The organism is Pseudomonas sp. DC1.2, assembly GCF_034351645.1.
Classification (GTDB): domain Bacteria; phylum Pseudomonadota; class Gammaproteobacteria; order Pseudomonadales; family Pseudomonadaceae; genus Aquipseudomonas.
The window spans coordinates 5,258,949-5,282,194 of record NZ_CP133782.1 but is presented as its reverse complement, the minus strand read 5'-3'; the positions used below and the strand labels follow the sequence as shown (position 1 = coordinate 5,282,194).

Annotated in this window: 26 protein-coding genes and 1 pseudogene; 10 read left to right on the top strand and 17 right to left on the bottom strand. The window is 59.9% G+C overall.

From position 1 onward, the window contains the following. Positions 1-30 precede the first annotated feature (30 nt). Together RHM68_RS24020 and RHM68_RS24015 are read right to left on the bottom strand one after the other, a co-directional pair. A complete protein-coding gene (locus tag RHM68_RS24020; protein WP_322219480.1) occupies positions 31-576 on the bottom strand; it encodes a twin-arginine translocation pathway signal protein in 546 nt (181 codons plus the stop codon). A gap of 27 nt (positions 577-603) precedes the next feature. Beyond that, on the bottom strand, positions 604-2,034 hold the full coding sequence (locus RHM68_RS24015; RefSeq protein WP_322219479.1) for a coniferyl aldehyde dehydrogenase: 1,431 nt from the start codon (positions 2,032-2,034) through the stop codon (positions 604-606). A 146-nt stretch (positions 2,035-2,180) separates the two neighbouring features. On the opposite strand from RHM68_RS24015, the gene RHM68_RS24010 reads away from it, so the two are divergent. Both RHM68_RS24010 and RHM68_RS24005 read left to right on the top strand, forming a co-directional pair. After that, positions 2,181-2,852 carry a TetR/AcrR family transcriptional regulator gene (locus RHM68_RS24010; RefSeq protein ID WP_322223927.1) on the top strand — a complete coding sequence of 224 codons (672 nt, stop codon included), beginning with the start codon at positions 2,181-2,183 and terminating at the stop codon, positions 2,850-2,852. A gap of 32 nt (positions 2,853-2,884) precedes the next feature. Next, positions 2,885-3,739 carry a sulfurtransferase gene (locus tag RHM68_RS24005; RefSeq protein ID WP_322219478.1) on the top strand — a complete coding sequence of 285 codons (855 nt, stop codon included), beginning with the start codon at positions 2,885-2,887 and terminating at the stop codon, positions 3,737-3,739. Positions 3,740-3,768: 29 nt separating this feature from the next. On the opposite strand, the gene RHM68_RS24000 is transcribed toward RHM68_RS24005, so the two are convergent. From RHM68_RS24000 to RHM68_RS23985, 4 genes are read right to left on the bottom strand one after another with little or no spacing between them, the layout of a single operon-like run. Then, on the bottom strand, positions 3,769-4,767 hold the full coding sequence (locus RHM68_RS24000) for a hydrolase (protein WP_322219477.1): 999 nt from the start codon (positions 4,765-4,767) through the stop codon (positions 3,769-3,771). 56 nt (positions 4,768-4,823) lie between these two features. Further along, positions 4,824-5,435 carry a 16S rRNA (guanine(966)-N(2))-methyltransferase RsmD gene (gene rsmD / locus RHM68_RS23995; protein ID WP_322219476.1) on the bottom strand — a complete coding sequence of 204 codons (612 nt, stop codon included), beginning with the start codon at positions 5,433-5,435 and terminating at the stop codon, positions 4,824-4,826. Beyond that, entirely contained in the window at positions 5,435-6,925 is a 1,491-nt protein-coding gene (locus RHM68_RS23990; RefSeq protein ID WP_322219475.1) for a pitrilysin family protein, read from the bottom strand. The genes rsmD and RHM68_RS23990 overlap by 1 nt, the downstream gene beginning before the upstream one ends. Next, on the bottom strand, positions 6,918-8,273 hold the full coding sequence (locus tag RHM68_RS23985; protein WP_322219474.1) for a pitrilysin family protein: 1,356 nt from the start codon (positions 8,271-8,273) through the stop codon (positions 6,918-6,920). The genes RHM68_RS23990 and RHM68_RS23985 overlap by 8 nt, the downstream gene beginning before the upstream one ends. Positions 8,274-8,617: 344 nt before the next feature. On the opposite strand from RHM68_RS23985, the gene ftsY reads away from it, so the two are divergent. The 4 genes from ftsY to rpoH all read left to right on the top strand — a co-directional run bounded on the left by ftsY (position 8,618) and on the right by rpoH (position 12,778). Continuing rightward, positions 8,618-10,123: a signal recognition particle-docking protein FtsY gene (gene ftsY, locus RHM68_RS23980; protein WP_322219473.1), complete on the top strand. Its 1,506-nt coding sequence runs from the start codon at positions 8,618-8,620 to the stop codon at positions 10,121-10,123. Then, entirely contained in the window at positions 10,120-10,791 is a 672-nt protein-coding gene (gene ftsE, locus RHM68_RS23975) for a cell division ATP-binding protein FtsE (protein WP_020295825.1), read from the top strand. The genes ftsY and ftsE overlap by 4 nt, the downstream gene beginning before the upstream one ends. Further along, positions 10,788-11,810 (top strand): permease-like cell division protein FtsX, encoded by a 1,023-nt coding sequence (ftsX, locus tag RHM68_RS23970; RefSeq protein ID WP_322219472.1) that lies wholly within the window; start codon positions 10,788-10,790, stop codon positions 11,808-11,810. Before ftsE ends, ftsX begins: the two co-directional genes overlap by 4 nt. A 113-nt stretch (positions 11,811-11,923) precedes the next feature. Further along, complete coding sequence (gene rpoH / locus RHM68_RS23965) at positions 11,924-12,778, top strand: RNA polymerase sigma factor RpoH (protein WP_322219471.1); 855 nt, start codon at positions 11,924-11,926, stop codon at positions 12,776-12,778. 150 nt (positions 12,779-12,928) lie between these two features. Here rpoH and mtgA read toward each other — a convergent pair whose 3' ends face one another. After that, the gene (gene mtgA / locus RHM68_RS23960) at positions 12,929-13,651 is read right to left on the bottom strand and encodes a monofunctional biosynthetic peptidoglycan transglycosylase (protein ID WP_322219470.1); all 723 of its coding nucleotides are present in this window, start codon (positions 13,649-13,651) and stop codon (positions 12,929-12,931) included. A 74-nt stretch (positions 13,652-13,725) separates the two neighbouring features. On the opposite strand from mtgA, the gene RHM68_RS23955 reads away from it, so the two are divergent. The 4 genes from RHM68_RS23955 to trmB all read left to right on the top strand — a co-directional run bounded on the left by RHM68_RS23955 (position 13,726) and on the right by trmB (position 16,116). After that, the gene (locus RHM68_RS23955; RefSeq protein ID WP_322219469.1) at positions 13,726-14,097 is read left to right on the top strand and encodes a DUF423 domain-containing protein; all 372 of its coding nucleotides are present in this window, start codon (positions 13,726-13,728) and stop codon (positions 14,095-14,097) included. Positions 14,098-14,187: 90 nt separating this feature from the next. Beyond that, the gene (gene thiS, locus RHM68_RS23950) at positions 14,188-14,388 is read left to right on the top strand and encodes a sulfur carrier protein ThiS (protein WP_322219468.1); all 201 of its coding nucleotides are present in this window, start codon (positions 14,188-14,190) and stop codon (positions 14,386-14,388) included. Between the two features lie 198 nt (positions 14,389-14,586). Then, positions 14,587-15,381 (top strand): thiazole synthase, encoded by a 795-nt coding sequence (locus RHM68_RS23945; protein WP_322219467.1) that lies wholly within the window; start codon positions 14,587-14,589, stop codon positions 15,379-15,381. Positions 15,382-15,390: 9 nt separating this feature from the next. After that, entirely contained in the window at positions 15,391-16,116 is a 726-nt protein-coding gene (gene trmB, locus RHM68_RS23940; RefSeq protein ID WP_322219466.1) for a tRNA (guanosine(46)-N7)-methyltransferase TrmB, read from the top strand. A gap of 66 nt (positions 16,117-16,182) precedes the next feature. Here trmB and RHM68_RS23935 read toward each other — a convergent pair whose 3' ends face one another. From RHM68_RS23935 to RHM68_RS23890, 10 genes and pseudogenes are all read right to left on the bottom strand, one after another. Further along, positions 16,183-16,506, bottom strand: a complete 324-nt coding sequence (locus RHM68_RS23935) for a DUF3392 domain-containing protein (protein ID WP_322219465.1) — start codon at positions 16,504-16,506, stop codon at positions 16,183-16,185. A 22-nt stretch (positions 16,507-16,528) separates the two neighbouring features. After that, positions 16,529-17,734, bottom strand: a complete 1,206-nt coding sequence (gene hemW, locus RHM68_RS23930; RefSeq protein ID WP_322219464.1) for a radical SAM family heme chaperone HemW — start codon at positions 17,732-17,734, stop codon at positions 16,529-16,531. Continuing rightward, positions 17,731-18,327 carry an RdgB/HAM1 family non-canonical purine NTP pyrophosphatase gene (rdgB, locus tag RHM68_RS23925; protein ID WP_322219463.1) on the bottom strand — a complete coding sequence of 199 codons (597 nt, stop codon included), beginning with the start codon at positions 18,325-18,327 and terminating at the stop codon, positions 17,731-17,733. The genes hemW and rdgB overlap by 4 nt, the downstream gene beginning before the upstream one ends. Further along, positions 18,324-18,758 carry a DUF4426 domain-containing protein gene (locus RHM68_RS23920; protein ID WP_322223926.1) on the bottom strand — a complete coding sequence of 145 codons (435 nt, stop codon included), beginning with the start codon at positions 18,756-18,758 and terminating at the stop codon, positions 18,324-18,326. The genes rdgB and RHM68_RS23920 overlap by 4 nt, the downstream gene beginning before the upstream one ends. 26 nt (positions 18,759-18,784) lie before the next feature. Next, a pseudogene (gene metW, locus RHM68_RS23915) lies at positions 18,785-19,408 on the bottom strand (methionine biosynthesis protein MetW); the annotation flags it as partial. Between the two features lie 22 nt (positions 19,409-19,430). Beyond that, complete coding sequence (metX, locus tag RHM68_RS23910; RefSeq protein ID WP_322219462.1) at positions 19,431-20,573, bottom strand: homoserine O-succinyltransferase MetX; 1,143 nt, start codon at positions 20,571-20,573, stop codon at positions 19,431-19,433. A 183-nt stretch (positions 20,574-20,756) separates the two neighbouring features. Next, entirely contained in the window at positions 20,757-21,053 is a 297-nt protein-coding gene (locus RHM68_RS23905) for a DUF167 domain-containing protein (protein WP_322219461.1), read from the bottom strand. Then, the gene (locus RHM68_RS23900) at positions 21,053-21,640 is read right to left on the bottom strand and encodes a YggT family protein (protein ID WP_322219460.1); all 588 of its coding nucleotides are present in this window, start codon (positions 21,638-21,640) and stop codon (positions 21,053-21,055) included. The genes RHM68_RS23905 and RHM68_RS23900 overlap by 1 nt, the downstream gene beginning before the upstream one ends. A 24-nt stretch (positions 21,641-21,664) precedes the next feature. Beyond that, positions 21,665-22,483 carry a pyrroline-5-carboxylate reductase gene (gene proC, locus RHM68_RS23895; protein WP_322219459.1) on the bottom strand — a complete coding sequence of 273 codons (819 nt, stop codon included), beginning with the start codon at positions 22,481-22,483 and terminating at the stop codon, positions 21,665-21,667. Then, positions 22,480-23,202: a YggS family pyridoxal phosphate-dependent enzyme gene (locus RHM68_RS23890; protein WP_322219458.1), complete on the bottom strand. Its 723-nt coding sequence runs from the start codon at positions 23,200-23,202 to the stop codon at positions 22,480-22,482. The genes proC and RHM68_RS23890 overlap by 4 nt, the downstream gene beginning before the upstream one ends. Positions 23,203-23,246 lie beyond the last annotated feature (44 nt).

The window sequence follows — 23,246 nt, the reverse complement described above, 5'->3', positions numbered from 1 at the left end:
GCGGCTGACGTCATCGCGTGTGACTCACTTTCAGACGGTCGGCGGTCCGGGATACCCGCAATGCGCCCACGATTCAGCCCGGCTGTACCACGCCATCATCACCAATTGCTGCAATGAGCTATGGCCCATTTTCAGCAGGCTCAATGAACTGTTTTCCCAGCGGTCTAGAAAGTGCCGGATGTCATCCGCACCAGCGTTTTCCCAACTGCCCCAGATTCCGGTCAGCGGTCCGCGCGTCACGGCCATCAGCAGGACGTCGAATAACTGCTGAATCAGTTTGAGTATCTCCGGCGACAGATGATTGAGGCTGTTATCAAGCGCTTTCAGGGTGTCCTCAACGGCGATGGACAGGTTGGAGACGCTGACGGCGCCGTCGAGCATTACCGGGATCAGCGCTCGCAAAAACAGCAAGTCGCTGCTACGTAGAATCGAGAAGCCGTTGGCCGCAACGCTCGATGAGCAACCGCTAAGGCTTGCACCCAGCCCGGCAGTGGCCAGAAAGGCACTGGCGCCCAGGCTAAATTTCAGCAGGCCGCGCCGTGACAGCGCGGGAGTATCGGACAGGCTTGGGCTCATTATTGTTATTACCCGGTGTGAAGACCGTTAGCGGATAAACAGCTTTTGGATCAGTTTCTGAATGGACTTTCCGTAGGGCGGATAGATCAGTTTCGCCGCATTGAAGCGTTGTTTGATCAACACGCCCTTGGCCTTGCTGAAGGTCAGGAACCCTTCGTGGCCGTGGTAATGGCCCATGCCCGAGGCGCCGATCCCGCCAAAAGGCATGTCATCCTGGGCGACGTGCAGCAACGTGTCGTTCAGGCAAACACCGCCGGAATGGGTTTCGTGAAGCACACGATTTTGTTCGCGTTTGTCGTAGCCGAAGTAGTACAGCGCCAGTGGACGTGGCCGTTGATTGATGTAGGCAAAAGCCTGATCAAGATCGCTGTACGGCACGACCGGCAGCACCGGGCCAAAAATTTCGTCCTGCATGACGGTCATGTCGTCACTGACATTAAGCAGCACGCTATGGCCCATGCGGCGGCCTTGACCTTGGTCGAACAGCGGAATCAGTAGCGCGCCTTTGCTGGTGGCGTCGCTGAGGTAGCCGTTGAGTCGCGCCAGTTGTCGGTCATTGATGATGGCGGTGTAGTCGGGGTTGTCAGCCAATGTCGGATAGAACCCACGAACGGCCTGACGATAAGCTTCGACGAACGCACCGACGCGTTCTTGCGGCACTAACACGTAGTCCGGCGCGACGCACGTTTGTCCGGCGTTGAGGGTCTTGCCGAAAGCGATGCGTTCAGCGGCGTCCTTCAGCGGCACGTCGCGAGAAACGATTGCCGGGGACTTGCCGCCCAGCTCGAGGGTCACCGGGGTCAGGTTCTCGGCCGCTGCGCGCATCACGTGCTTACCAATGCTGGTGGCACCGGTGAACAACAAATGATCAAAACGCAGTCGGGAGAACGCTACGCCGATATCGGCTTCACCGAGTACCACGCCGACCAAGTCTTGTGGAAAGACCCTGCCTAGCAGTTCCTTGAGCAGCAGGCCGGTGGCAGGCGTTGATTCGCTCAGTTTCAGCATCACCCGATTGCCCGCCGACAACGCGCCTACCAGCGGCCCGATGGCCAGGTACAGCGGGTAGTTCCAGGGCACTATCACGCCGACCACGCCCAGGGGTTGATACACGACTTTGGCGGACGCCGGTTGAAAGGCGATGCCGACCTTGCGTCGCGATGCTTTCATCCAGCCTTTGAGGTGCTGACTGGCGTAATGAATCCCGTGCAGGCTGGGCATCAGCTCGGCGAGCAGGGTTTCGTCGGCACTGCGATGGCTGAAGTCCTGGCTGATGGCGTCAATCAGGGCTTGGCGTTCCGTGCTCAGCAGCTCTCGCAACGCCTTGAGCCACTGCTGGCGCTGCGCCGCAGGCGGCATCGGGTTGGCGGCATAAGCCGCTCGCTGGGCGTCGAACAGGGTTTGGAGCTCTTCCTGGGGCTGCTGTAGATTCTTGATGTAGGCAATGTCAGCAGGCATGGCGGGCTCCGGAATTATTGTAGTGGGAGGATTTTTAGAGTCTGTGCTCTAAAAAGTCAAATGACATCCGTGCGTAGCTTTCTTTTCTCCGCTCGCGGATAGGTCGTAAGATGTTCGCCACCGCACTCTGGATTAAAGCTCAAGCCATGGCCCCCAGAATAAAAACCAGCGAGCGCATCGTGCAGAACAGCCTGGAGTTGTTCAATCAACTCGGCGAGCGCAGCATTAGTACCAACCATATCGCTGCCCACATGGAGATTTCTCCGGGCAATCTCTATTACCACTTCCCCAATAAGCAGGCGATTATCGCCGTGCTGTTCAGTGAATACGAAAGCTTGGTAGACAGCTTTCTGCGCCCGCCCCTGGGCCGAGCGGCCACTGTGGAAGACAAGCGTTTTTACCTGAAGGCGTTGTTGTCAGCCATGTGGCGCTACCGGTTTTTGCACCGCGACCTCGAACATTTGCTGGAAAGCGATCCTGATCTTGCCGCCCGTTATCGGCGTTTTTCCCAGCGCTGCCTGATTCAGGGCTCGGCTATCTATAAAGGCTTCGTTGAGGCCGGCATTCTGAATATGGACCGGGTGCAGATTGAATCCCTGACCCTCAACGCCTGGATCATCCTGACTTCCTGGGTACGTTTCCTGTGTACCACGCGGGAAAACTCTAATCATCTGAGTGAGCAGGCCGTCAAGCGAGGCGTCTATCAGGTGTTAGTGCTGGAAGCCGGGTTTGTCACGGACCAGTCCCGCGAAGCGGTCAATGCACTCTTTGAAGAGTTTTACGTGCCGTTGGCTCAAGCGCTTGAAGAAGTGCAGTAGCATCGGCCACGACTTAATCACAGGAGCCTGTTATGCCCATTGCGCAACTGATCACTCCCCAAGCGCTGGACCTGAAAAAGGAGGCGCCGGGGCGAGTGCTTCTGGATTGTCGTTTCGCCCTCGAAGACCCTGATTACGGGCAGCGTAGCTACGCTGAGGGGCACATTGCCGGGGCGCTTTTTGCAGACCTCGAACGTGATCTCAGTGGCGCGGTGGTCAAGGGTGTTACCGGGCGTCATCCGTTGCCCGAAGCCCAGGACCTCATCGAACGGCTGCAAGCCTGGGGCATCAACGCTGACAGCGAGGTGGTGCTGTATGACGACGGTCCCGGTGCTTACGCGGCTCGGGCCTGGTGGTTGTTGGCCTGGTTGGGCAAGCGCGAGGGCGTGTTTATCCTCGATGGCGGGCTCAAGGCCTGGCACGCGGCGGGGTTGCCGCTGAACCTCGATGCGCCGTCGGTGACTCGCGGCACCTTTAGCGGCGCGCCGGATACGTCGTTGTTGCTCAGCGCTGAACAACTCCAGCAGCGCCTCGGCCAGCCCGCACTGACCTTACTCGACGCTCGCGCCTTGCCGCGCTTCAAGGGCGAAGTGGAGCCGATCGATCCGATTGCCGGGCACATCCCAGGTGCTCAATGCGCGGCTTTCAGCGATAACTTGAGCAGCGACGGACGATTTTTGCCGGCCGATCAGCTCCGCCAGCGGTTTGCCGCGAAACTCGGCAAGCGCTCGCCGGCGCAATTGGTGGCGTATTGCGGTTCCGGTGTGACCGCTTGCCATAATTTGTTTGCGTTGTGTCTGGCGGGTTATCCGTTGGGGGCTTTGTATGCCGGGTCGTGGAGCGAGTGGATCAATGATCCCGCGCGGGGCGTCGCTACCGGCGAGTAAACGTCGATCCGGCGATGGGAGCCAGAGCCTTAGTCACTGTCGATAGCGGACAACCACTGCGGGATCCGCCGTTCGAGGTAATACCCCGGCTGGCTGAAGGAGCCCTCGACGAAACCGACATGCCCGCCCCTGGCCTGCAATTCAAGCTGAGTACACGCGGACAGTTCTTCGGCGTGCGGTAGGCTGTGCGGGAACACGAAGGGATCGTCGGCCGCCTGAATGATCAGCGTCGGTGTCGCAATGGCGCCGAGGAAATAACGGCTGGAGGCGCGGCGATAGTAATCCTCGGCATCGGCAAAACCGTGCAGCGGCGCAGTGACCCTGCCATCGAAGTCCCAAAACGTGCGCATGTTTTCCAGTGAGCCCAGCGCTGCCAATGCCGCCAGCCCTTCCTCACGTCCATCGTGTTGGAACTGCCGTTGTTTGTTCTTGATGTAGGCCAGCATCTCGCGCATGAAATGCGCTTGATAGACCTTGGAAAACCCTTGGCCGATACGGTCGGCGCACTGATCGAGGCGAAAGGGCACCGATACCGCGACCGCGCCAAGCAGGCCACTGTCGCTGCCGGTCTCACCCAGATATTTGAGCAGCACGTTGCCACCCAATGAATAGCCGACGGCATACAGAGGGGCGAGCGGGCGTTTGGCGCGCAAATGCCGGAGGGTTTCGGCCAGGTCTTCACTGGCGCCAGAGTGGTAACTGCGGGGCAGCAGATTCGGCTCGCCCGAGCAGCCGCGCCAGTTCAGCGCAACACTGGCCCAGCCTTGTTCGGCCAGTTTTTTTTGCAGGCCGGCCACGTAAGGTGAATTCGACGAACCAGTCAGCCCGTGCAACACCACCACCAACGGCGCGTCGGCGCTGTGCGGGCCGTGCCAGTCGAGGTCAAGGAAGTCACCGTCGTCGAGCCACAGGCGTTCGCGCTGGCGGTCGATGTGTGTCGTTTTGCGCCACAGCGGTCCCCACAAGGTTTGCAGGTGTGGGTTGCCGAGGCCGAAGGCGGGGGTGAAACGTTCTGGCGGTTGGGGCACGATTGCTCTCGATGCAGCGGTGCGCAACCGGTGCGCACCTTTTTCAGGCGGGTCTCTTAACCCGCGATCTCTGCCATACGTTGCCACAACGCGTAGTAAACCCGCCCGGATTTCTGCTCCCGGTGCAGGCGCCAGTTGCCTGGCAAGCCAAGGATCGACGGCTTGTCTTCGCTTTCGGTGTAGATCCAGGCCTCTGCGGCTAACCATTGGCGCTCTTCGAGCAGCGTGCAGACGGTCGGCAGCAGGTTCTGGTTGAACGGTGGGTCGAGAAACACCACATCGAATGCAATGGCTGTCTGGGTTTCAAGGTAGCGCAGCGCGTCGGCGGTCTGTACCTGACCGGTGGTGCAGCGCAGCGTGCCCAGGTGCTCCTTGATACTGGCGACAGCGATGTTGCTGGCGTCCAGCGCCTGGCCCATTGCCGCGCCGCGCGACAAGGCTTCGAGGAACAGCGCGCCGCTGCCGGCAAAAGGGTCAAGCACTTTGGCGCCGGCAACATACGGTGCCAACCAGTTGAACAGGGTTTCACGCACCCGGTCCGGTGTTGGGCGCAGACCGGGTGCATCGGGGAAACTCAGCTTTCGGCTGCCCCATTCACCGCCGATGATGCGCAGTTGGTTCACGCCGTTATGGACGTTGTGAACAGGTTTTTTAGGGCGAGTGGCCATTAATGCTCCGGAACCCCGAGCGGCTGCTCGGAAGGTTTATCAGTAGGGGCCGGTAACGGCTTTTGCGGCACGGTCGGGCCAGCGGTAACGATGACCATTTTTTCCGTGCTCAGGTGTTTGTTCAGTGCGGTTTTGACTTGCTCGACGGTCAGGTTCTGGGACTGTTGCATGAAGTCTTCCAGATAACTCAGCGGCAGGTTGTAGAAACCCATGGCACCGAGTTGGCCGACGATGTCCGCGTTGCTGGCGTTTGAGAGTGGAAAGCTGCCCGCCAGTTCGCGTTTGGCGTCGTCGAGCTCTTTTTGGGTCGGGCCGGTTTTAAGGTAGTCGGCGAGTACGTCCTGCACCAGTTTGAGGGTGCCCTCGCTCATTTCGGCGCGGGTTTGCAGGTTGATCATGAACGGGCCGCGGGCCTGCATCGGCGTGAAGCCCGAATAGACGCCGTAGGTCAGGCCGCGTTTTTCGCGGACTTCGCTCATCAAGCGCGTGCCGAAACCACCGCCGCCGAGGATCTGGTTGCCCATGGACAGTGCGGCGTAGTCTGGATCGTCACGGTCGATGCCCACTTGCGCCAGCATCAGGTTGGTCTGCTTGGACGGGAACTCGATGTGGCCAATGCTGGCTTTCGGTTCTACCGGTTGCGGGATTTTCGCCAGGGCCGGGCCTTTTGGCAGTGCGCTGGAGACCTGCGCCGCAATCGCCTCGGCTTCGCTACGCGACAGGTCGCCCACCAAAGCAATCACCACGTTGCCGGCGGCGTAAGCTTTTTCGTGGAAGGCGCGAAGCTGTGCCAGGGTGATTGCCGGAACGGTTTTCGCTGTGCCGTCGCTGGAGTGGGCGTAAGGATGATCCCCATACAAACGGTTCATCAGCTCAAGGCCGGCCAGTTTGCCTGGGTTCTGTTTCTGGTATTCGAAGCCGGCGAGTAGCTGGTTCTTGATCCGTGCGAACGAATCGGCAGGGAAGGTCGGGTGGCCGACGACTTCAGAAAACAGCTTCAGCGCCGGTTCGCGTTTGTCCGCCGCGCTCAGACTGCGCAGGGACGCGACGGCCATGTCTTTGTAGGCACCGTTGCCGAAATCGGCACCGAGGCCTTCGAAGCCTTGAGCGATGGCACCGACATCTTTACCGGCCACGCCTTCGTTGAGCATCGCATTGGTCAGCAGCGCCAGGCCGGGAGCAGGGCCGTCCTGGCTGCTGCCCGCAGCGAAGATCAGGCGCATGTCGAACATCGGCAGTTCACGGGCTTCAACAAACATCACCTTGGCGCCTTCGGCGGTGCTCCAGGTTTGCACGTTCAGGGTCCGGTGGCTCGGCGGCTTGCCGTCGAGTTCTGCCAGCGATTGCAGTTTCTGGCTGGACGTTGCCTTGTCCAGGGCTTCGCTGGCCTTGGAGTCAGCCGGGCGCAGCAGGTAAACGGCGGCGGACCCGATCAGTGCGATAACGATCAAGCCGATCAGTACCAGACGTGTGTTTTTACGCTCACTCATGAGTCGTCTCCAGTGGCAGTACATGGGCGACGCTGAGACGTTCGCGGGTGAAATACAGCTTGGCGGCTTTCTGGATGTCTTGCGGGGTCACGCTTTCAAGATCGGCAAGTTCGGTGTCCATCAGCTTCCAGGACAGACCGACGCTTTCCAGTTGACCAATGGCGCTGGCCTGACTGGTGATCGAGTCTCGCTCGTAGACCAGACCGGCGATCACCTGCGCTCGCACGCGTTCCAGCTCGGCGGTAGAGGGTGCGCTGGTTTTCAACTGATCGAGCAGCTTCCACAAACCAGCCTCGGCCTGAGCGATGGTTTTGTGTTTCTGGGTATTCGGGGTGGCCGACAAGGTGAAAAGACTGTCGCCGCGACTGTAGGCGTCGTAACTCGACGAACCGCCTGACACCAGCTCTTCGCCACGTTCCAGTTGCGTCGGGATGCGACCGCTGTAGCCGCCGTCGAGCAGGGCCGAGATCAAGCGCAAGGCGTTCACCGAGCGTTTGTCTTCAGCGGTAGCGATGCTCGGCACGTTGAAGCCCAGCATCAGGCTCGGCAGCTGTGTCTGCACATGCAGGGTGATCTGCCGCTCGCCGGGTTCGGCCAGTTCCAGCGGGATTTTAGCGGGCGGTACGTCGCGCTTGGCAATGGGGCCGAAGTAGCGCTGAGCCAGGGCTTTGACTTCGTCCGGGGTGACGTCGCCGACCACCACCAGCGTGGCGTTGTTTGGCACATACCAGGACGTGTACCAGTGGCGCAGTTCTTCGATTTTCATGCGCTCAAGGTCAGCCATCCAGCCGATGGTGGGCGTGTGGTAGCCGCTGGCCGGGTAGGCCATGGCCTTGAAGCGTTCGTAGGCCTTGGACATCGGCTTGTCATCGGTGCGCAGACGACGCTCCTCTTTGATGACTTCGATCTCACGAGTGAATTCGTCGGCCGGCAGGCGCAGATTGGCCATGCGGTCGGCTTCGAGTTCAAAGGCCACGCCCAGTCGATCGCGCGCCAGGACTTGGTAGTACGCGGTGTAGTCGTCGCTGGTGAACGCGTTTTCTTCGGCGCCTAGATCGCGCAGGATCAACGAAGCTTCGCCGGGACCGGCTTTCTCGCTGCCTTTGAACATCATGTGTTCCAGGGCGTGGGACAAGCCGGTTTGCCCCGGAGTTTCGTAGCTGGAGCCGACCTTGTACCAGACCTGGGACACCACCACCGGCGCCCGATGGTCTTCGCGCACGACGACCTTCAAGCCGTTGTCGAGGGTGAATTCATGGGTGGGTTGTGGATCGGCAGCCAAGGCTGAAAGAGGCAGACATACTGTGCTGAGCAGCAGGCCTGCAGCGCGGCGGGCTAGAGCATTCATACGTTTTTAAACCTGTTGAGCTGCCCGCTTGGTCTTAGCGTCAGCGGGCGAGAGGGTGCTAGGATACTGATCCGTTTTACTGGCGGCCACGCCTATCAGGCCTTTGAATGGCCATAAGGCTGTATGGGTTGCCGGCAGAAGCTTTGCGTTTATCAGCGAAACTCTGCGTTTTCGCCGAAGATGCCGGTCCAGTGCTTAGTATTAGTCGACCTTTGAGCTGCCGTTGGCGCCTCAAGAAAATGTTGCGCGTGAACAAGCTGGGTCAATTGCAGTCTGTTCTGCATCGAATATTTATTTGCCGGGGCGCCCTTTGGCGCGTCGCTACTGTGAGATAGCCGTCCTCCATGTTTGGTTCCAACGACGACAAGAAGACCCCAGCTGCGGCTGGTGAGAAGAAAAGCCTGTTCGGATGGCTGCGCAAAAAGCCGCAGGAACCCGTCGTCGAACAGCCACAGCCAACGCCTGAACCAATCCCCGCGCCGTTAACAGAAGAAGCGCCTGCGCCGATTGTCTTGCCCATGGCTGAACCGGTGCTGCAACCGGTGCTGCAACCGGTGGTGGAGCCTGAAGCCGAACCGTCGGTAATGCCGGCCGCCGAACCATGGCTGACGTTGCCGGTGGCAGAAGAGCCTGTGGCATTGGTCGAAGATGAGCAGGCGCCTCACGTCACTCCGCCGATTCCTGCGCCGATCGGGTTTAATCCTGAGCCGGTTCACGTGCCAGTGGTTGAGCCGGTTGTGGCGCCAGTGATCGTGGCCGAACCTGAGCCGGTTGTTCCTGAGCCTGTCGCGCCCATATTCGTTGCCCCGATTGTTCAAGCGCCAGTGCCTGCGCCTGTACCGGTTATTGCGTCGGTCGCTGCTGCGCCGGTCGCCATCGTCGAGCCCCCAGCCGAGCCGCCGCGCACTGAAGAAACCAAAGCCGGTTTCTTCGCTCGCCTCAAGCAAGGCCTGTCCAAGACCAGTGCCAGCATCGGCGAAGGCATGGCCAGCCTGTTTCTGGGCAAGAAAAACATTGATGACGAATTGCTCGAAGACATCGAAACCCGCCTGTTGACTGCCGACGTCGGCGTCGAGGCGACGTCGGTGATCATTCAGCGCCTGACGCAGAAGGTTGCTCGCAAGGAACTGGCCGACGCCGATGCGTTGTACAAATCCCTGCAAGCAGAACTGGCGGCGATGCTCAAACCCGTCGAACAGCCGCTGAACATTACTTCGCAGAACAAGCCGTTCGTGATTCTGGTGGTGGGCGTTAATGGCGCTGGCAAAACCACCACTATCGGCAAACTGGCGAAGAAGCTGCAACTGGAAGGCAAGAAGGTCATGTTGGCTGCCGGCGACACCTTCCGTGCCGCTGCGGTGGAGCAATTGCAGGTCTGGGGTGAGCGCAACAAGATCCCGGTGATCGCCCAGCACACCGGTGCCGATTCGGCTTCGGTGATCTTCGACGCGGTGCAAGCCGCCAAGGCTCGTGGCATTGACGTGCTGATCGCCGACACTGCGGGGCGCCTGCACACCAAAGACAACCTGATGGAAGAGTTGAAAAAGGTTCGCCGGGTAATCGGCAAGCTCGACGCCGATGCGCCACATGAAGTGTTGTTGGTGCTCGACGCCGGCACTGGCCAGAACGCTATCAGCCAGGCCAAGCAATTCAATCAGACCGTGCAATTGACGGGTCTGGCGCTGACCAAGCTCGACGGCACCGCCAAGGGCGGCGTGATTTTCGCCTTGGCCAAGCAATTTGGTTTGCCGATTCGCTACATCGGTGTCGGCGAAGGCATTGATGATTTGCGCACTTTTGAAGCAGAACCCTTTGTCCAGGCACTCTTTGCCGAGCGGGAGCGTTCATGATTCGTTTCGAACAGGTCGGTAAACGCTACCCGAACGGTCACGTCGGCTTGCATGAGCTGAGCTTTCGAGTCCGTCGTGGCGAGTTTTTGTTTGTTACCGGCCATTCCGGCGCTGGTAAAAGTACCTTGTTGCGATTGTTGCTGGCCATGGAGCGCCCCACCACCGGCAAATTGCTGCTGGCCGGGCAAGACCTGGGCACCATCAGCAACGCACAGATTCCCTACCTGCGGCGGCAGATAGGCGTGGTGTTCCAGAACCACCAACTGCTATTTGATCGCACGGTGTTCAATAACGTCGCGTTGCCGTTACAGATCCTCGGCTTGTCCAAAGCCGAGATCGCCAAGCGTGTGGACTCGGCCCTGGAGCGCGTGGCGCTGTCGGACAAAACCGACCTGTACCCTGGCGACCTGTCCACCGGTCAGCAGCAGCGTGTCGGCATTGCCCGCGCCATCGTTCACCGCCCCGCCTTGTTGTTGGCGGATGAGCCGACCGGTAACCTCGATCCACGTCTGGCGGCTGAGATCATGGGCGTGTTCGAGGACATCAACCGCTTGGGCACCAGCGTGTTGATCGCCAGTCACGACCTGGCACTGATCGCCCGCATGCGCCACCGCATGCTGACCCTGCAACGCGGCCGATTGATTGGCGACGGGGAGGCTGGCGTATGAGTGCGACACGCAGCCCCAAGGTTTCCGAGCGAGTGGCGCCGAAGGCCGCTGACCCGCAGCCGCAGAAGAAAAAACGCGACGATGACGACGGTCCGGACTTCGCCACGTTGTTCCGCGCTTGGGTAGAGAGCCACCGTGCCAGTCTTATGGACAGCGTGCGTCGCCTCGGCAAGCAGCCAATCGGCAGCTTTTTTACCTGCATGGTGATGGCGGTTGCCCTGAGTTTGCCGATGGGCCTGTCACTTTTGCTCAATAACGTCGAACGTCTCGGCGGCTCCTGGCAGCGTGCGGCGCAGATCTCCCTCTACCTGAAGCTTGACGCCAGCCCCGAGCAGGGCGAATCGTTACGCGAGCAGATTAAAGGCATGCCCGGCGTGGCAGATGCCGAATACGTCGGCCGTGATCAGGCGCTGGAAGAGTTCCAGCAGCAGTCGGGTCTGGGCGACGCGCTGAAGGAATTGCCGGAAAATCCGCTTCCGGGGGTGGTGCTGGTTACACCGAATGAAGTCGATAAACCGACGCTTGAAGCATTGAGACAAAAACTTTCCGAGCTGCCAAAGGTACAACAGGCGCAACTTGATCTAGTCTGGGTCGAGCGTCTGGCTGCCATCCTCAAGCTGGGCGACCGATTTGTCTTTGGTCTGACCGTGCTCCTGGTGTCTGCATTACTTTTGGTGATAGGCAATACCATTCGTCTTCATATTGAAAACCGTCGCACAGAGATAGAAGTGATTAAACTCGTCGGCGGCACGGACAGCTATGTGCGCAGGCCCTTTCTTTACATGGGGGCGTTGTACGGCTTGGGTGCTGGGGTTTTATCCTGGGGCTTGCTGGCGTTTGGCCTGGACTGGCTGAACGACGCCGTGGTTGGGCTGGCCGGCTTGTACGGCAGTAATTTTGCGCTGGCCGGAGTGCCAGTTGCCGATGGTCTGTCGCTCTTGCTTGGCGCGGTGCTGTTGGGTTATATCGGTGCATGGATTGCAGTCGCTCGTCATCTCAGGGAGTTGGCGCCGAAGTAGTATATTTTTGTGCGTATTTACCTTTCAGCGTTCAGGGGAACTTGTCCTACGGTTCCCGGTCAATTTTCGCAGTGCTGAACTGCACGAGTTATGTAAGTCGGAGGTTTTTTCGTATGACCACTTCTTTGCAACCTGCTTATGCTCTGGTCCCAGGCGCAAACCTGGAAGCCTATGTGCACACGGTGAACAGCATCCCATTGCTGACGCCGGAGCAGGAGCGTGAACTGGCCGAGAGTCTCTATTATGAGCAGGATTTGGGGGCGGCTCGGCAGATGGTGCTCGCCCACCTGCGTTTTGTTGTACACATTGCCCGTAGCTATTCCGGCTACGGCCTGGCCCAGGCTGACCTGATCCAGGAAGGCAACGTTGGCCTGATGAAGGCGGTCAAGCGCTTCAACCCCGAAATGGGTGTGCGCTTGGTGTCGTTTGCGGTGCATTGGATCAAGGCGGAAATTCACGAATTCATCCTGCGCAACTGGCGCATTGTGAAAGTCGCGACCACCAAGGCTCAGCGCAAGTTGTTCTTCAACCTCCGTAGCCAGAAGAAACGTCTGGCGTGGCTGAACAACGAGGAAGTTCACCGTGTGGCGGAGAGCCTTGGCGTAGAGCCACGGGAAGTGCGAGAGATGGAAAGCCGCCTGACTGGCCATGACATGGCCTTCGACCCGGCCGCCGAAGCGGACGACGACAGCGCCTTCCAATCGCCGTCTAACTATCTGGAAGACCACCGGTATGACCCGGCGCGTCAACTGGAAGACGCGGACTGGAGTGACAACTCCAACCACAATCTGCACGAAGCGCTGGAAGTGCTGGACGACCGCAGTCGTGACATCCTCTACCAGCGTTGGCTGGCAGAAGAAAAAGCGACGCTGCACGACCTGGCGCAGAAGTACAACGTGTCGGCTGAGCGTATTCGTCAGCTCGAGAAGAGCGCGATGAACAAGCTCAAGTTGTCGATCGCCGCCTAAGCCGCGCAACCGACAATAAAAAACGCCCCGATCAGTTCAAAATGGTCGGGGCGTTTTTGTGGGTGTCGATTTTTCTGCTTTGCCGTTTTCCATTGTGGGAGCAAGCGGGCTCTCACAGGCGTTCTCAGGCGTACATGACACTGTATTGGGCTACGGAGCCCAAGGCGCTCGCCGTGAATCATTGAGCCCCAGCAGATAGCTGTCGCCGCCCAACTGATTCATCTGCTGCCGAATCCACCCTGCGCGCCTTGATACATAGGATGTCGGATGGCTCGCACTCCACACGCGCGGATTGGGCAGCACCGCCGCCAGATAACTGGCCTGCTGGCGCGACAACGACCGAGCACTCACGCCAAAGTGATGACGGGCCGCTGCTTCGGCGCCAAATACGCCGTCGTCCCACTCCACGCTGTTCAGGTACACCTCAAGAATCCGCTGCTTGGGCCAAAACACTTCGATCAGTCCGGTAAACCAGGCCTCCAGCCCTTTGCGTAACCAGCTACGGCCAGACCACAGGAACAGGTTTTTCGAGACTTGCTGGCTCAGCGTGCTTGCGCCGCGGACCGTGCCGCCAAGTTCGTTGTGGGCGAGGGCGGCCTGGATGGCGCCGAAGTCAAAGCCCCAGTGCTCCGGGAATTTCTGATCCTCGCCTGCAATCACTGCGACTTTCAGGTCGTCGGAAATTTCATTCCAGGGCGTCCAGGTGCGTTGCAGGTCGATGGGCTCGCCATCGACCCACGACTCAACCTTGCGCTCGACCATCAGCGCCGTCCCCGGTGGCGGCACGACGCGAAAGATCAGCACCAGCACAACGCTGCCGACCGCGAACCAGAACAGGGCTTTTGTGAAGCGACGGAAAATTAAACGCAGCATAGAGATGGCTTGGCCGAACCCGTTGAGCGGGCCATTATACAGACCCTGTTGATCGAGTCTGACTGGAGTTCTCCATGCTGCGTGGCTTTCTGATGCTGGCCGCTTTCTTCGGCTTCACTGGCGTTGCCCTTGGCGCATTTGCCGCCCACGGCCTGAAAAACCGCCTGACGCCCGAGTACCTGGCGATCTTTCATACCGGCGTCACTTATCAACTGGTACACACCTTGGCGTTGCTGGGCGTCGCGCTGTTGGCCACACAGGTTCCGGGCCGCCTGATCACCTGGGCCGGCGCCTCGTTTGTCGTCGGTATCATGCTGTTCTCCGGCAGTCTGTACCTGTTGACCCTGACCGGCGTCAGCAAGCTTGGCATCATCACGCCTTTTGGCGGTCTGGCGTTTCTGGTGGGCTGGTTCTGCCTGGGCCTTGCCGCCTGGCGGTTGAGCTGACCGTGCAGTCCATTTCATGATGAATGGCTTGGGTCGCCAAGACTGATCGAGCTAGAATGCCTGCCCCTAAAAACGATGGCGGCATTCGGTATGCGCATTCAGTTGAACGGCGAATCCCTTGAACTGCCCGACGGCGAAACCGTTGCGGCCCTGCTGACCCGTCTGGAACTCACCGGACGCCGGGTGGCGGTCGAACTCAATCTGGATATCGTCCCTCGCAGCCAGCATGCCGACACAACGTTGAGTGACGGGGACTCGGTCGAAGTGGTACACGCCATCGGCGGCGGCTAGTCGCCAAACACTGTGAAAACTGCTGCATGCTGGGCGCCTTTGGCGCACGCAAGAAATACTGCGTTAAAAACAGGCTCGGAATGCTCATTTACAACCCGTAGACTGCTTTTGCCTTGTCTTTCCTTCGCTCGCGACGTTTTCACCGCGTTTGGTTAATAAGCAATTCTGCAAGAACCTCACCCCTACAGAGGATTTCCCATGAGCATCGTTCGTAGCGACAAGCCCTTCGTCCTGGCCGGTCGTACTTACCAGTCGCGTTTGCTGGTAGGCACCGGCAAGTACCGCGACATGGAAGAAACTCGTCTGGCCATCGAGGCCTCGGGTGCAGAGATAGTCACCTTCGCCGTGCGCCGCACCAACCTTGGGCAGAACCCGGGCGAACCGAACCTGCTTGAAATCCTGTCGCCGGATCGCTACACCTTTCTGCCGAACACCGCCGGTTGCTTTGACGCTACTGAGGCTGTGCGCACTTGCCGCCTGGCCCGTGAGCTTCTCGGGGGCCACAACCTGGTGAAGCTGGAAGTGCTAGCTGACCAGAAAACCCTTTTTCCCAACGTTATCGAAACCCTCAAGGCCGCCGAAGTGCTGGTCAAGGAAGGTTTCGACGTCATGGTTTACACCAGCGATGACCCGATTATTGCCCGTCAACTCGCGGAAATCGGCTGCATCGCGGTCATGCCGCTGGCCGGTTTGATCGGCACGGGTCTGGGGATCTGCAATCCGTACAACCTGCAGATCATCCTCGAAGAAGCCAAGATTCCAGTATTGGTGGATGCCGGTGTCGGTACGGCATCTGACGCCACCATCGCCATGGAGTTGGGTTGCGAAGCGGTGCTGATGAACTCGGCCATCGCCCATGCTCAGCAGCCGATCATGATGGCTGAAGCCATGAAACACGCCATCGTCGCAGGTCGTCTGGCCTACCTCGCCGGCCGTATGCCGAAAAAACTCTATGCCAGCGCCTCCTCGCCGCTGGATGGTCTGATCAAGTAAGAGCCATTGATGACTGAATCAAACGACACGCCTATCCAGCCGGAAGAAGGCGAAGACCGCCAACACCGCCGCATCAAGAGTTTTGTGATGCGCGCGGGCCGTATGACCGAAGGTCAGCAAAAAGGTCTGGAGCAGGGCACGCCGCTGTTCGTCCTGCCGCTGGCCGATGCGCCGGTGGACTTCGATCAGGTGTTCGGCCGCTCGGCGCCGCGCTCCCTGGAAATCGGCTTTGGCATGGGCCATTCGCTGCTGGAAATGGCCGCTGCTTCGCCGGAACACGATTTCATTGGTATCGAGGTTCACCGTCCGGGTGTCGGCGCGCTGCTCAATGGCGTGCTGACTCAGGGCCTGACCAACTTGCGGGTCTACGATTGCGACGCGATCGAAGTGCTCAACCGCTGCGTGGCCGATAACAGCCTTGATCGCTTGATGCTGTTTTTCCCTGATCCGTGGCACAAGAGCCGTCACCACAAGCGTCGTATTGTGCAAGCCTCGTTCGCGGAGCTGGTGCGTAGCAAGTTGAAGGTCGGCGGTGTGCTGCACATGGCCACCGACTGGGAACCTTACGCCGAGTACATGCTGGAGGTGATGAGCGTCGCACCGGGTTACCGCAACCTGGCCGAGGACGGCAAATGTGTGCCGCGCCCGACCGAGCGCCCGATCACCAAGTTCGAACGCCGCGGCGAACGTCTTGGGCACGGCGTGTGGGATCTTAAGTTCGAGAAACAGTCCTAAGCCGTCACGCAATAAAAACTGTGGGGGCGGGCGCGCTCCCACATTAGTTTTGTGATGCGTTTGGGGTTAGCGGCGGTCTGCCACTACGCCGATCAACACCAGCACCACTACCAACACCGGCGCCAGGCTGTAGTTGTTGAACTGGCTCAGCCCGCGAACGATCCAGGGCGTGGCGTAGATCAGCGCAGCGCCGCTGCCGATCATGCAGAGCAGGGCCATCAGTGGGACGCGCAAGGCACCGGCGATGCTGCCCAGGCGTTGATCGACCCAACCTTTGATGTCCGCGCCGAACAGCACCAGCAAGCAGCCCACCAGCGCCAGGGAGATTTCCGACAGATTGCTGCGGCTCCAGCGGGACACGGTGGCGAGCAGGTCGAGTATCAAATCCATTGGTGTTCCCTTAAGGCTGAAATCAGCTCAGAAATGTCTGCAGCAAGTCATTGAGAAACAGTTGTCCGCGCTCGGTGGCCGCCAGACGTGTCGGTTCGACCTGCAACAGCCCACTTTGTTCGGCTTCGAGGCGGCTTTCGGCAAGGCTTTCCAGCGGCAGGCCGGTGCGCTCTGGGTACAGCCGCGATTCCACACCTGCTGTCAGGCGTAACGCGTTCATCAGGAACTCGAAGGGCAGTTCATCGTTGGTCAGGGCTTTCTCGCCGGCCTTGAAGCTTTTGACCGGGTTGAGGTAGTCCTTCGGCAGCCGCGTCTTCCAGGTGCGCACGATACGCCCGTCCGGATGGCTGAGTTTGCCGTGGGCGCCAGCGCCGATGCCGATGAAGTCGCCGAAACTCCAGTAATTCAGGTTATGCCGCGCCGCACGACCGGGTTGGGCATAGGCCGAGACTTCGTACTGGGCGTAACCGTGCTCGGCCAGCAGCGCCTGGCCGGCTTCCTGAATGTCCCACAGCGTGTCGTCTTCCGGCAGCGTCGGGGGCTGGTTCCAGAACACGGTGTTGGGTTCGAGTGTCAGTTGATACCAGGACAGATGAGTGGGCTTTAGCGCGATGGCCTGGCGCAGGTCGCTCAACGCGTCGTCCAGCGACTGATCGGGCAAACCGTGCATCAGGTCCAGGTTGAAGTTGTCGAACCCGGCCTGACGGGCCATGCCGGCGGCACGTACCGCTTCGTCACCGTTGTGAATGCGCCCCAGCGCCTTGAGCTTTTCTTCCTGAAAGCTCTGGATGCCGATCGACAGGCGATTGATGCCCAGCGCCCGGTAGGCTACGAACTTCTCCTGCTCGAACGTTCCCGGATTGGCTTCCAGGGTGATTTCGATGTCGCTGGCAAACCTCACCCGTTGCTCCACGCCTTCGAGCAAACGCCCCAGCGCCTCTGCGCTAAACAGGCTTGGCGTGCCGCCGCCAAAGAAGATCGAACTCAGCTCGCGGCCGTAAACCGCGTGCAGATCCTGATCGAGATCGGCCAACAACGCGTCGACGTATTCCTGCTCCGGCAGCACGGGGCTGGCGGTGTGGGAGTTGAAATCGCAATAAGGACATTTGCGCACACACCACGGGATGTGGATGTACAGCGCCAGGGGCGGCAGCGTGGGCAGCGCGGCCCGGGGCGAGTGTGCATCGCCGCCGAAAATCAGTGGCGAGGCGGACGAGTCGTGGGTCATTTCAGTCCCAGACGCTGGCGCAGCAAAACCATCGCGCGGGCGCGGTGGCTGATGAGGTTTTTGTCGCTCGGACTCAGCTCGGCGCTGGAGCAATCACGTTCTGGCACCCAGAACAGCGGGTCGTAGCCAAAACCGTGCGCTCCGCTGGCGGCGGGCAGAATGCGCCCGTGCCACAAGCCTTCGCAAAGGATCGGTAGCGGATCGTCGGCATGCCGCACCAGTGCCAGAACGCAGACGAACTGCGCGCCGCGCTTGTCTTGCGGCACGTCTTTCAACACTTCGAGCAGCTTGGCGTTGTTCGCCGCATCGCACTGGCCGTCAGCGTAGCGAGCAGAATAAATGCCCGGTGCGCCGCCGAGGAAATCCACCGCCAACCCCGAATCATCGGCCAGTGCCGGCAGGCCAGAGAGGCGAGCGGCATTGCGGGCCTTGAGGATGGCGTTCTCAACGAATGACAGGCCGGTTTCTTCAGGCTCGACGCTGCTGAACTCGCCGACCGAGCGCAGTTGCACCGATTCGCCGAGCATGGCCTGGAGTTCCTTGAGTTTGCCGGCGTTATGGCTGGCCAGTACGAGTTGCGTGAAGTTCATCATTCGCCGGGAAAAAGCTCTTGGTTGAAATGGAGGGTGTTAACCGTGTCGCCGGTCTGGACCTTGATTTCAAAGGTCCGGGTTTCCTGCTGCGCCACCGGGAACTGGGCGACGTAGTAGACCGCACCAGGCTCGGTAATCTGGCGGAAGGTGAGGGCGACGCTCTTGCTGGTCAGGTCTTTGACAGAGCCGCTGACATTGGCGATCAGCGGCTTGCCGCCCTTGACCACCGAGACGTTGATCACTCCCTGGTTTTTGCTGCGGATCAACTCGGCAGCCTTGGCGATGTCCGGCTGCAAGTAGGTGGAGTTGAAGGTGTTGTAATGTACGGTGACGTCGCCAAAGGTTTCCTGGCGCTCGCCTTTGATGGCATCGGCGGCCATGGCGCTGACGCTCAGGCAGACGGTAAGTAGAAACAACGCTAAACGATGCATCATCGTTCTCCTCGCAATGTCGTGGTTCAGACTGCGACCTTGTGGTCGGTGAGCCCTGGACTGCTGACGCGGTAGATACCAATCTCACCCAACAGATTAGGCCATAGCTTACTGGCCCACCCGTGCCGGTGCTGTTGATCTACGGCAAGCCGATCAATGACCTTGGCTTCGCGTTCGCGGCACAGCGCTTCGAAGTCTTCGAACGTACAGAAGTGGATGTTCGGCGTGTTGTACCAGGTGTACGGCAGAAAGTCGGACACCGGCATGCGACCCTTGCTCGCCAAGTACCAGCGGCAGCGCCAGTGGCCGAAGTTGGGGAAGGTGATGATGCACTGACGACCGACTCGCAGCATTTCGTCGAGGATCTTGTCCGGGTAATGCACGGCTTGCAGCGCCTGGGTCATCACCACGATGTCGAAACTGTTGCTGGCAAAGTTGCCCAGGCCCTTGTCCAGGTCCTGCTCAATGACGTTAATGCCCTTGGCCACGCACTGCGCGATGTTGTCCGCGTCGTTTTCCAGGCCGTAGCCGGTCACTTGCTTGTGGTCGCGCAGCCAGGTCAGTAACTCACCGTCGCCGCAGCCGAGGTCGAGCACGCGGCTGCCGGCAGGGATCCATTCCTGGATGATGTCCAGATCAGCTCTCATGGCTTTCTCCCTACGTGATAACGGCTCATATAAGCGGAATTCGGTTCATGTAGTTGCTGAACGCCTGCAAGTAGCGCGGGATTGGAATCAGAAAGGCGTCGTGGCCTTGCGGAGCATCGATCTCGAGGTAGCAGACGTCTTTCCTGGCCGCCATCAACGCGTCCACCAGTTCCCGCGAACGGGCAGGGGAGAAGCGCCAGTCGGTGGTGAAGGACATGACGCAAAACCTGGCCTGGGCATGCGCGAAGGTTTTTGCCAGGTCGTCACCGAAGTTCGCCGCCGGGTCGAAGTAGTCCAGGGCCTTGGTCATCAGCAGATAGGTGTTGGCGTCGAAGCGCCCGGAGAACTCTTCCCCTTGATAGCGCAGGTAGCTTTCGACCTGAAATTCGACGCTGTGGAAGTCGTAGTTGAGCTTCTCGCTCTTCAGGCCCCGGCCGAATTTTTCGCCCATCGAGTCATCGGACAGGTACGTAATGTGCCCGACCATCCGCGCCAGCATCAACCCGCGCTTGGGGATCACCCCCGCTTCCTGGAACGATCCGCCGTGGAAGTCGGGGTCGGTGAGGATCGCCTGACGCGCCACTTCGTTAAATGCGATGTTTTGCGCCGAGAGCTTGGGGGCCGAGGCAATGGCAACGCAGTGCCTGATGCGATCAGGGTAAGTGATGCTCCATTGCATCGCCTGCATGCCGCCCAGGCTGCCACCGATCACGGCGGCCCATTGTGCGATGCCCAAGCGGTCGGCGAGGTGGGCTTGGCTGTGGACCCAGTCTTCGACGGTCAGCACCGGGAAATCGGCGCCAAACGGCTTGCCGGTTTCCGGGTTGAGGCTGCTCGGCCCGGTAGAACCGTTGCAACCACCGAGGTTGTTCAGGCTGACCACGAAGAACTTGCGGGTATCGATCGGTTTGCCGGGACCAATGCAGCTGTCCCACCAACCGGGTTTGCGGTCCTCGGGGCTATGGAAACCCGCCGCGTGGTGGTGACCGGACAAGGCGTGGCAGATCAGCACGGCGTTGCTCGCCGTGGCGTTTAGCGTGCCGTAGGTTTCATAGATCAGGTCATAGGCTGGCAGCGAACGACCGCAAGCCAGAGCCAGGGGTTCGCTGAAGTGCGCCACTTGCGGCGTCACCAGACCAACAGAATCGGCGGGAAAGGCAGTTGGCATCGACCCTGCTCTCGTTGAAATGAGGCGTAAGTCTAAAGACCGGTGTGGCCAGCGGCAAGCGAAGGCCGGGCCTGATTTCATTCAGTTAAACCGTGGTACGGCCTTTGCGGGTTAGCCGCGCTCCCACATTGGAATGCAGACACCTGTGGTGGCGTGGCGTGTTCGCGAAGAACGACAACGCGATCAAACTGCCGGGCGCCCAAAATCCGGTAGTTCCGGCAGCTTTTTCGGCGAGCAAATGCGCACTCGTTTCTGCCGGTTCAACTCGCCACTGATCAAACTCACCTGGCTTTTGGACACCCCGAACGCCTTGGCCAGAAAGGCCATCAGGTAGGCATTGGCTTTGCCTTCAACCGGTGGCGCGGTCAGGCGGATTTTCAGCCGGTCACCGTGCAGCCCGCAGAAATCGTCACTGCGGGCTGCCGGTTGCAGGTGACACTCCAGAATCAGGTCATCACCGTCCCAGCGAAAATAGCTCATCAGATCAGGCCGAAAAGCATGTCCGGCATGTAGGTCCAGAACGCCAGGCGCGGGATCAGGAAGCTTTGCAGTAACTGGAGGGCAATAAACGCAAAGATCGGCGAAATATCGAGGCCGCCCAGGTTTGGCAAGAGTCGGCGGAAGGGCGCGAGGACTGGCTCAGTGATTTGCGACACCAGCTCCGCTGCCGGACTGCGGCTGTCCGGGGCGACCCAGGACAGAATCACGCTGATGATCATTGCGTAGAACAGCACTTTCAAAAACAGCGAGAAGATGCCGATCAACGCCCACGGAACCAGGAACAGCACGTCCACCCTGAAACCTTTGAGCAGCAGGATGACCGCGAACAGCGCCATTTGCACGATCAACGCCAGCACCAGCGACGACATGTCGAGCCCAAACAGGCTTGGGATGATCCGGCGCAGTGGTTTGAGCAGCGGTTGAGTGGCTTTCACGGTGAACTGGCAGAGCGGGTTGTAGAAGTTCGCCCGCACCACTTGCAGGATGAAACGCAACAACACGATCAGCAGGTACAAACTGCCTAGGGTTTGAATCACGAATATGGCAGCGTCATTGAGTCCGAGCATCATTGATTCCTTCGTAAGAACTGATTAGCGACCAAGTTGTTCGGCCATTTCGGCGGAGCGGTGTGCGGCGGCGGTGAGTGCTTTTTCTACCAGCGCTTCGAAGCCGCCAGCCTGGAACGACTTGATGGCCGCTTCCGTGGTGCCCGCCGGCGAGGTGACGCGGTGGCGCAATTCGGCCGCGTCGACATCGCTGGCGACCGCCATGTGCGCAGCGCCGAGTGCGGTTTGCAGGGTCAGTTGGGCGGCGATGTCGGCCGGCAGGCCGAGCTTGACGCCGGCTGCGGTCATGGCTTCGATCAGCAGGAAGAAATACGCCGGACCGCTGCCAGAGACGGCGGTGACCGCATCCAACTGCTGTTCTTCATTCAGCCACAAGGCGACGCCGACAGCCGACAGCAGGTCTTGCGCCTGTTGGCGTTGCTCGGCGCTCACGTGGGCCGTGGCGAACAAACCGCTCACGCCCTGACGCAGCAGCGCCGGGGTGTTGGGCATGCAGCGCACGATCGGCTGGGCGCCGAGCCAGTTGTTCAGGCTGGCGCAAGTAATGCCGGCAGCAATGGACACCACCAGTTGATTCGGTTTCAGGCTTGGGCGAATGGCTTCGCACACCGCTTTCATCGCCTGTGGCTTGACCGCCAGTACAACGACGTCGGCGTCAAGAATGGCGTCGGCGTTGTCGGCGAATACGTCGATGCCGTGTTCAGCGTTAACGCGAGCACGGGTTTCAGCGCCCGGATCGCTGGCGCGGATCTGCGCTGCGTCCAGACCTTTGGCGCGCAGGCCGCCGATCAGGCTGGCGGCCATGTTGCCGGCACCGATAAAGGCAATGCGAGTCTTGCTCATGTCAGGTCCTTATGGATAAGTGAGTCAGCCATTGGCGGCTGGCCGTAGTCGCGGGCGCCAAACAGGGCCGTACCGATGCGGACCCAAGTGGCGCCCATGGCGATGGCCGACTCAAGGTCGTGGCTCATGCCCATGGAGAGAGTGTCGAGCGGCAGGTTCAGGCTGGCTTGCAGGCGCTGCACGGCGGCGAACGCGGCGTCCTGAGCGACCCGATCTTCAGTCGGCTCGGGAATCGCCATCAACCCGCGCAGTTTGATTCGCGGCAGGGCGCTGATGGCGTTGGCCAGGGCCGGCAGATCAGCCGGGGTGCAGCCGGACTTGCTGGCCTCACCGCTGACGTTGACCTGGATGCAGATGTTCAGCGGCGGCAAATCAGCGGGACGTTGCTCGGAAAGGCGTTGTGCGATTTTCAAACGATCCACAGAGTGCACCCAGGCGAAATGTTCGGCGATAGCCCGCGTCTTGTTCGATTGAATGGGGCCGATGAAGTGCCAGATCAAGGGCAGGTCAGCCAATTCAAGCTGTTTGGTCAAGGCTTCTTGCAGATAGTTCTCGCCAAAGTCGCAAATGCCGGCGGCGTGAGCTTCACGCAGAGCTTGGGCGGGCTTGGTCTTGCTCACGGCCAAAAGCTGAACGTTGTGCTCGTCGCGCTGTGCGGCGATGGCGGCAGCGTGAATACGCGAACTAACCCGTGCGATGTTGTCTGCTATCGTGGACATCAAGAGGCGCCAGCGGTCTGAAGGTTCGCGGCATTCTACTGGAA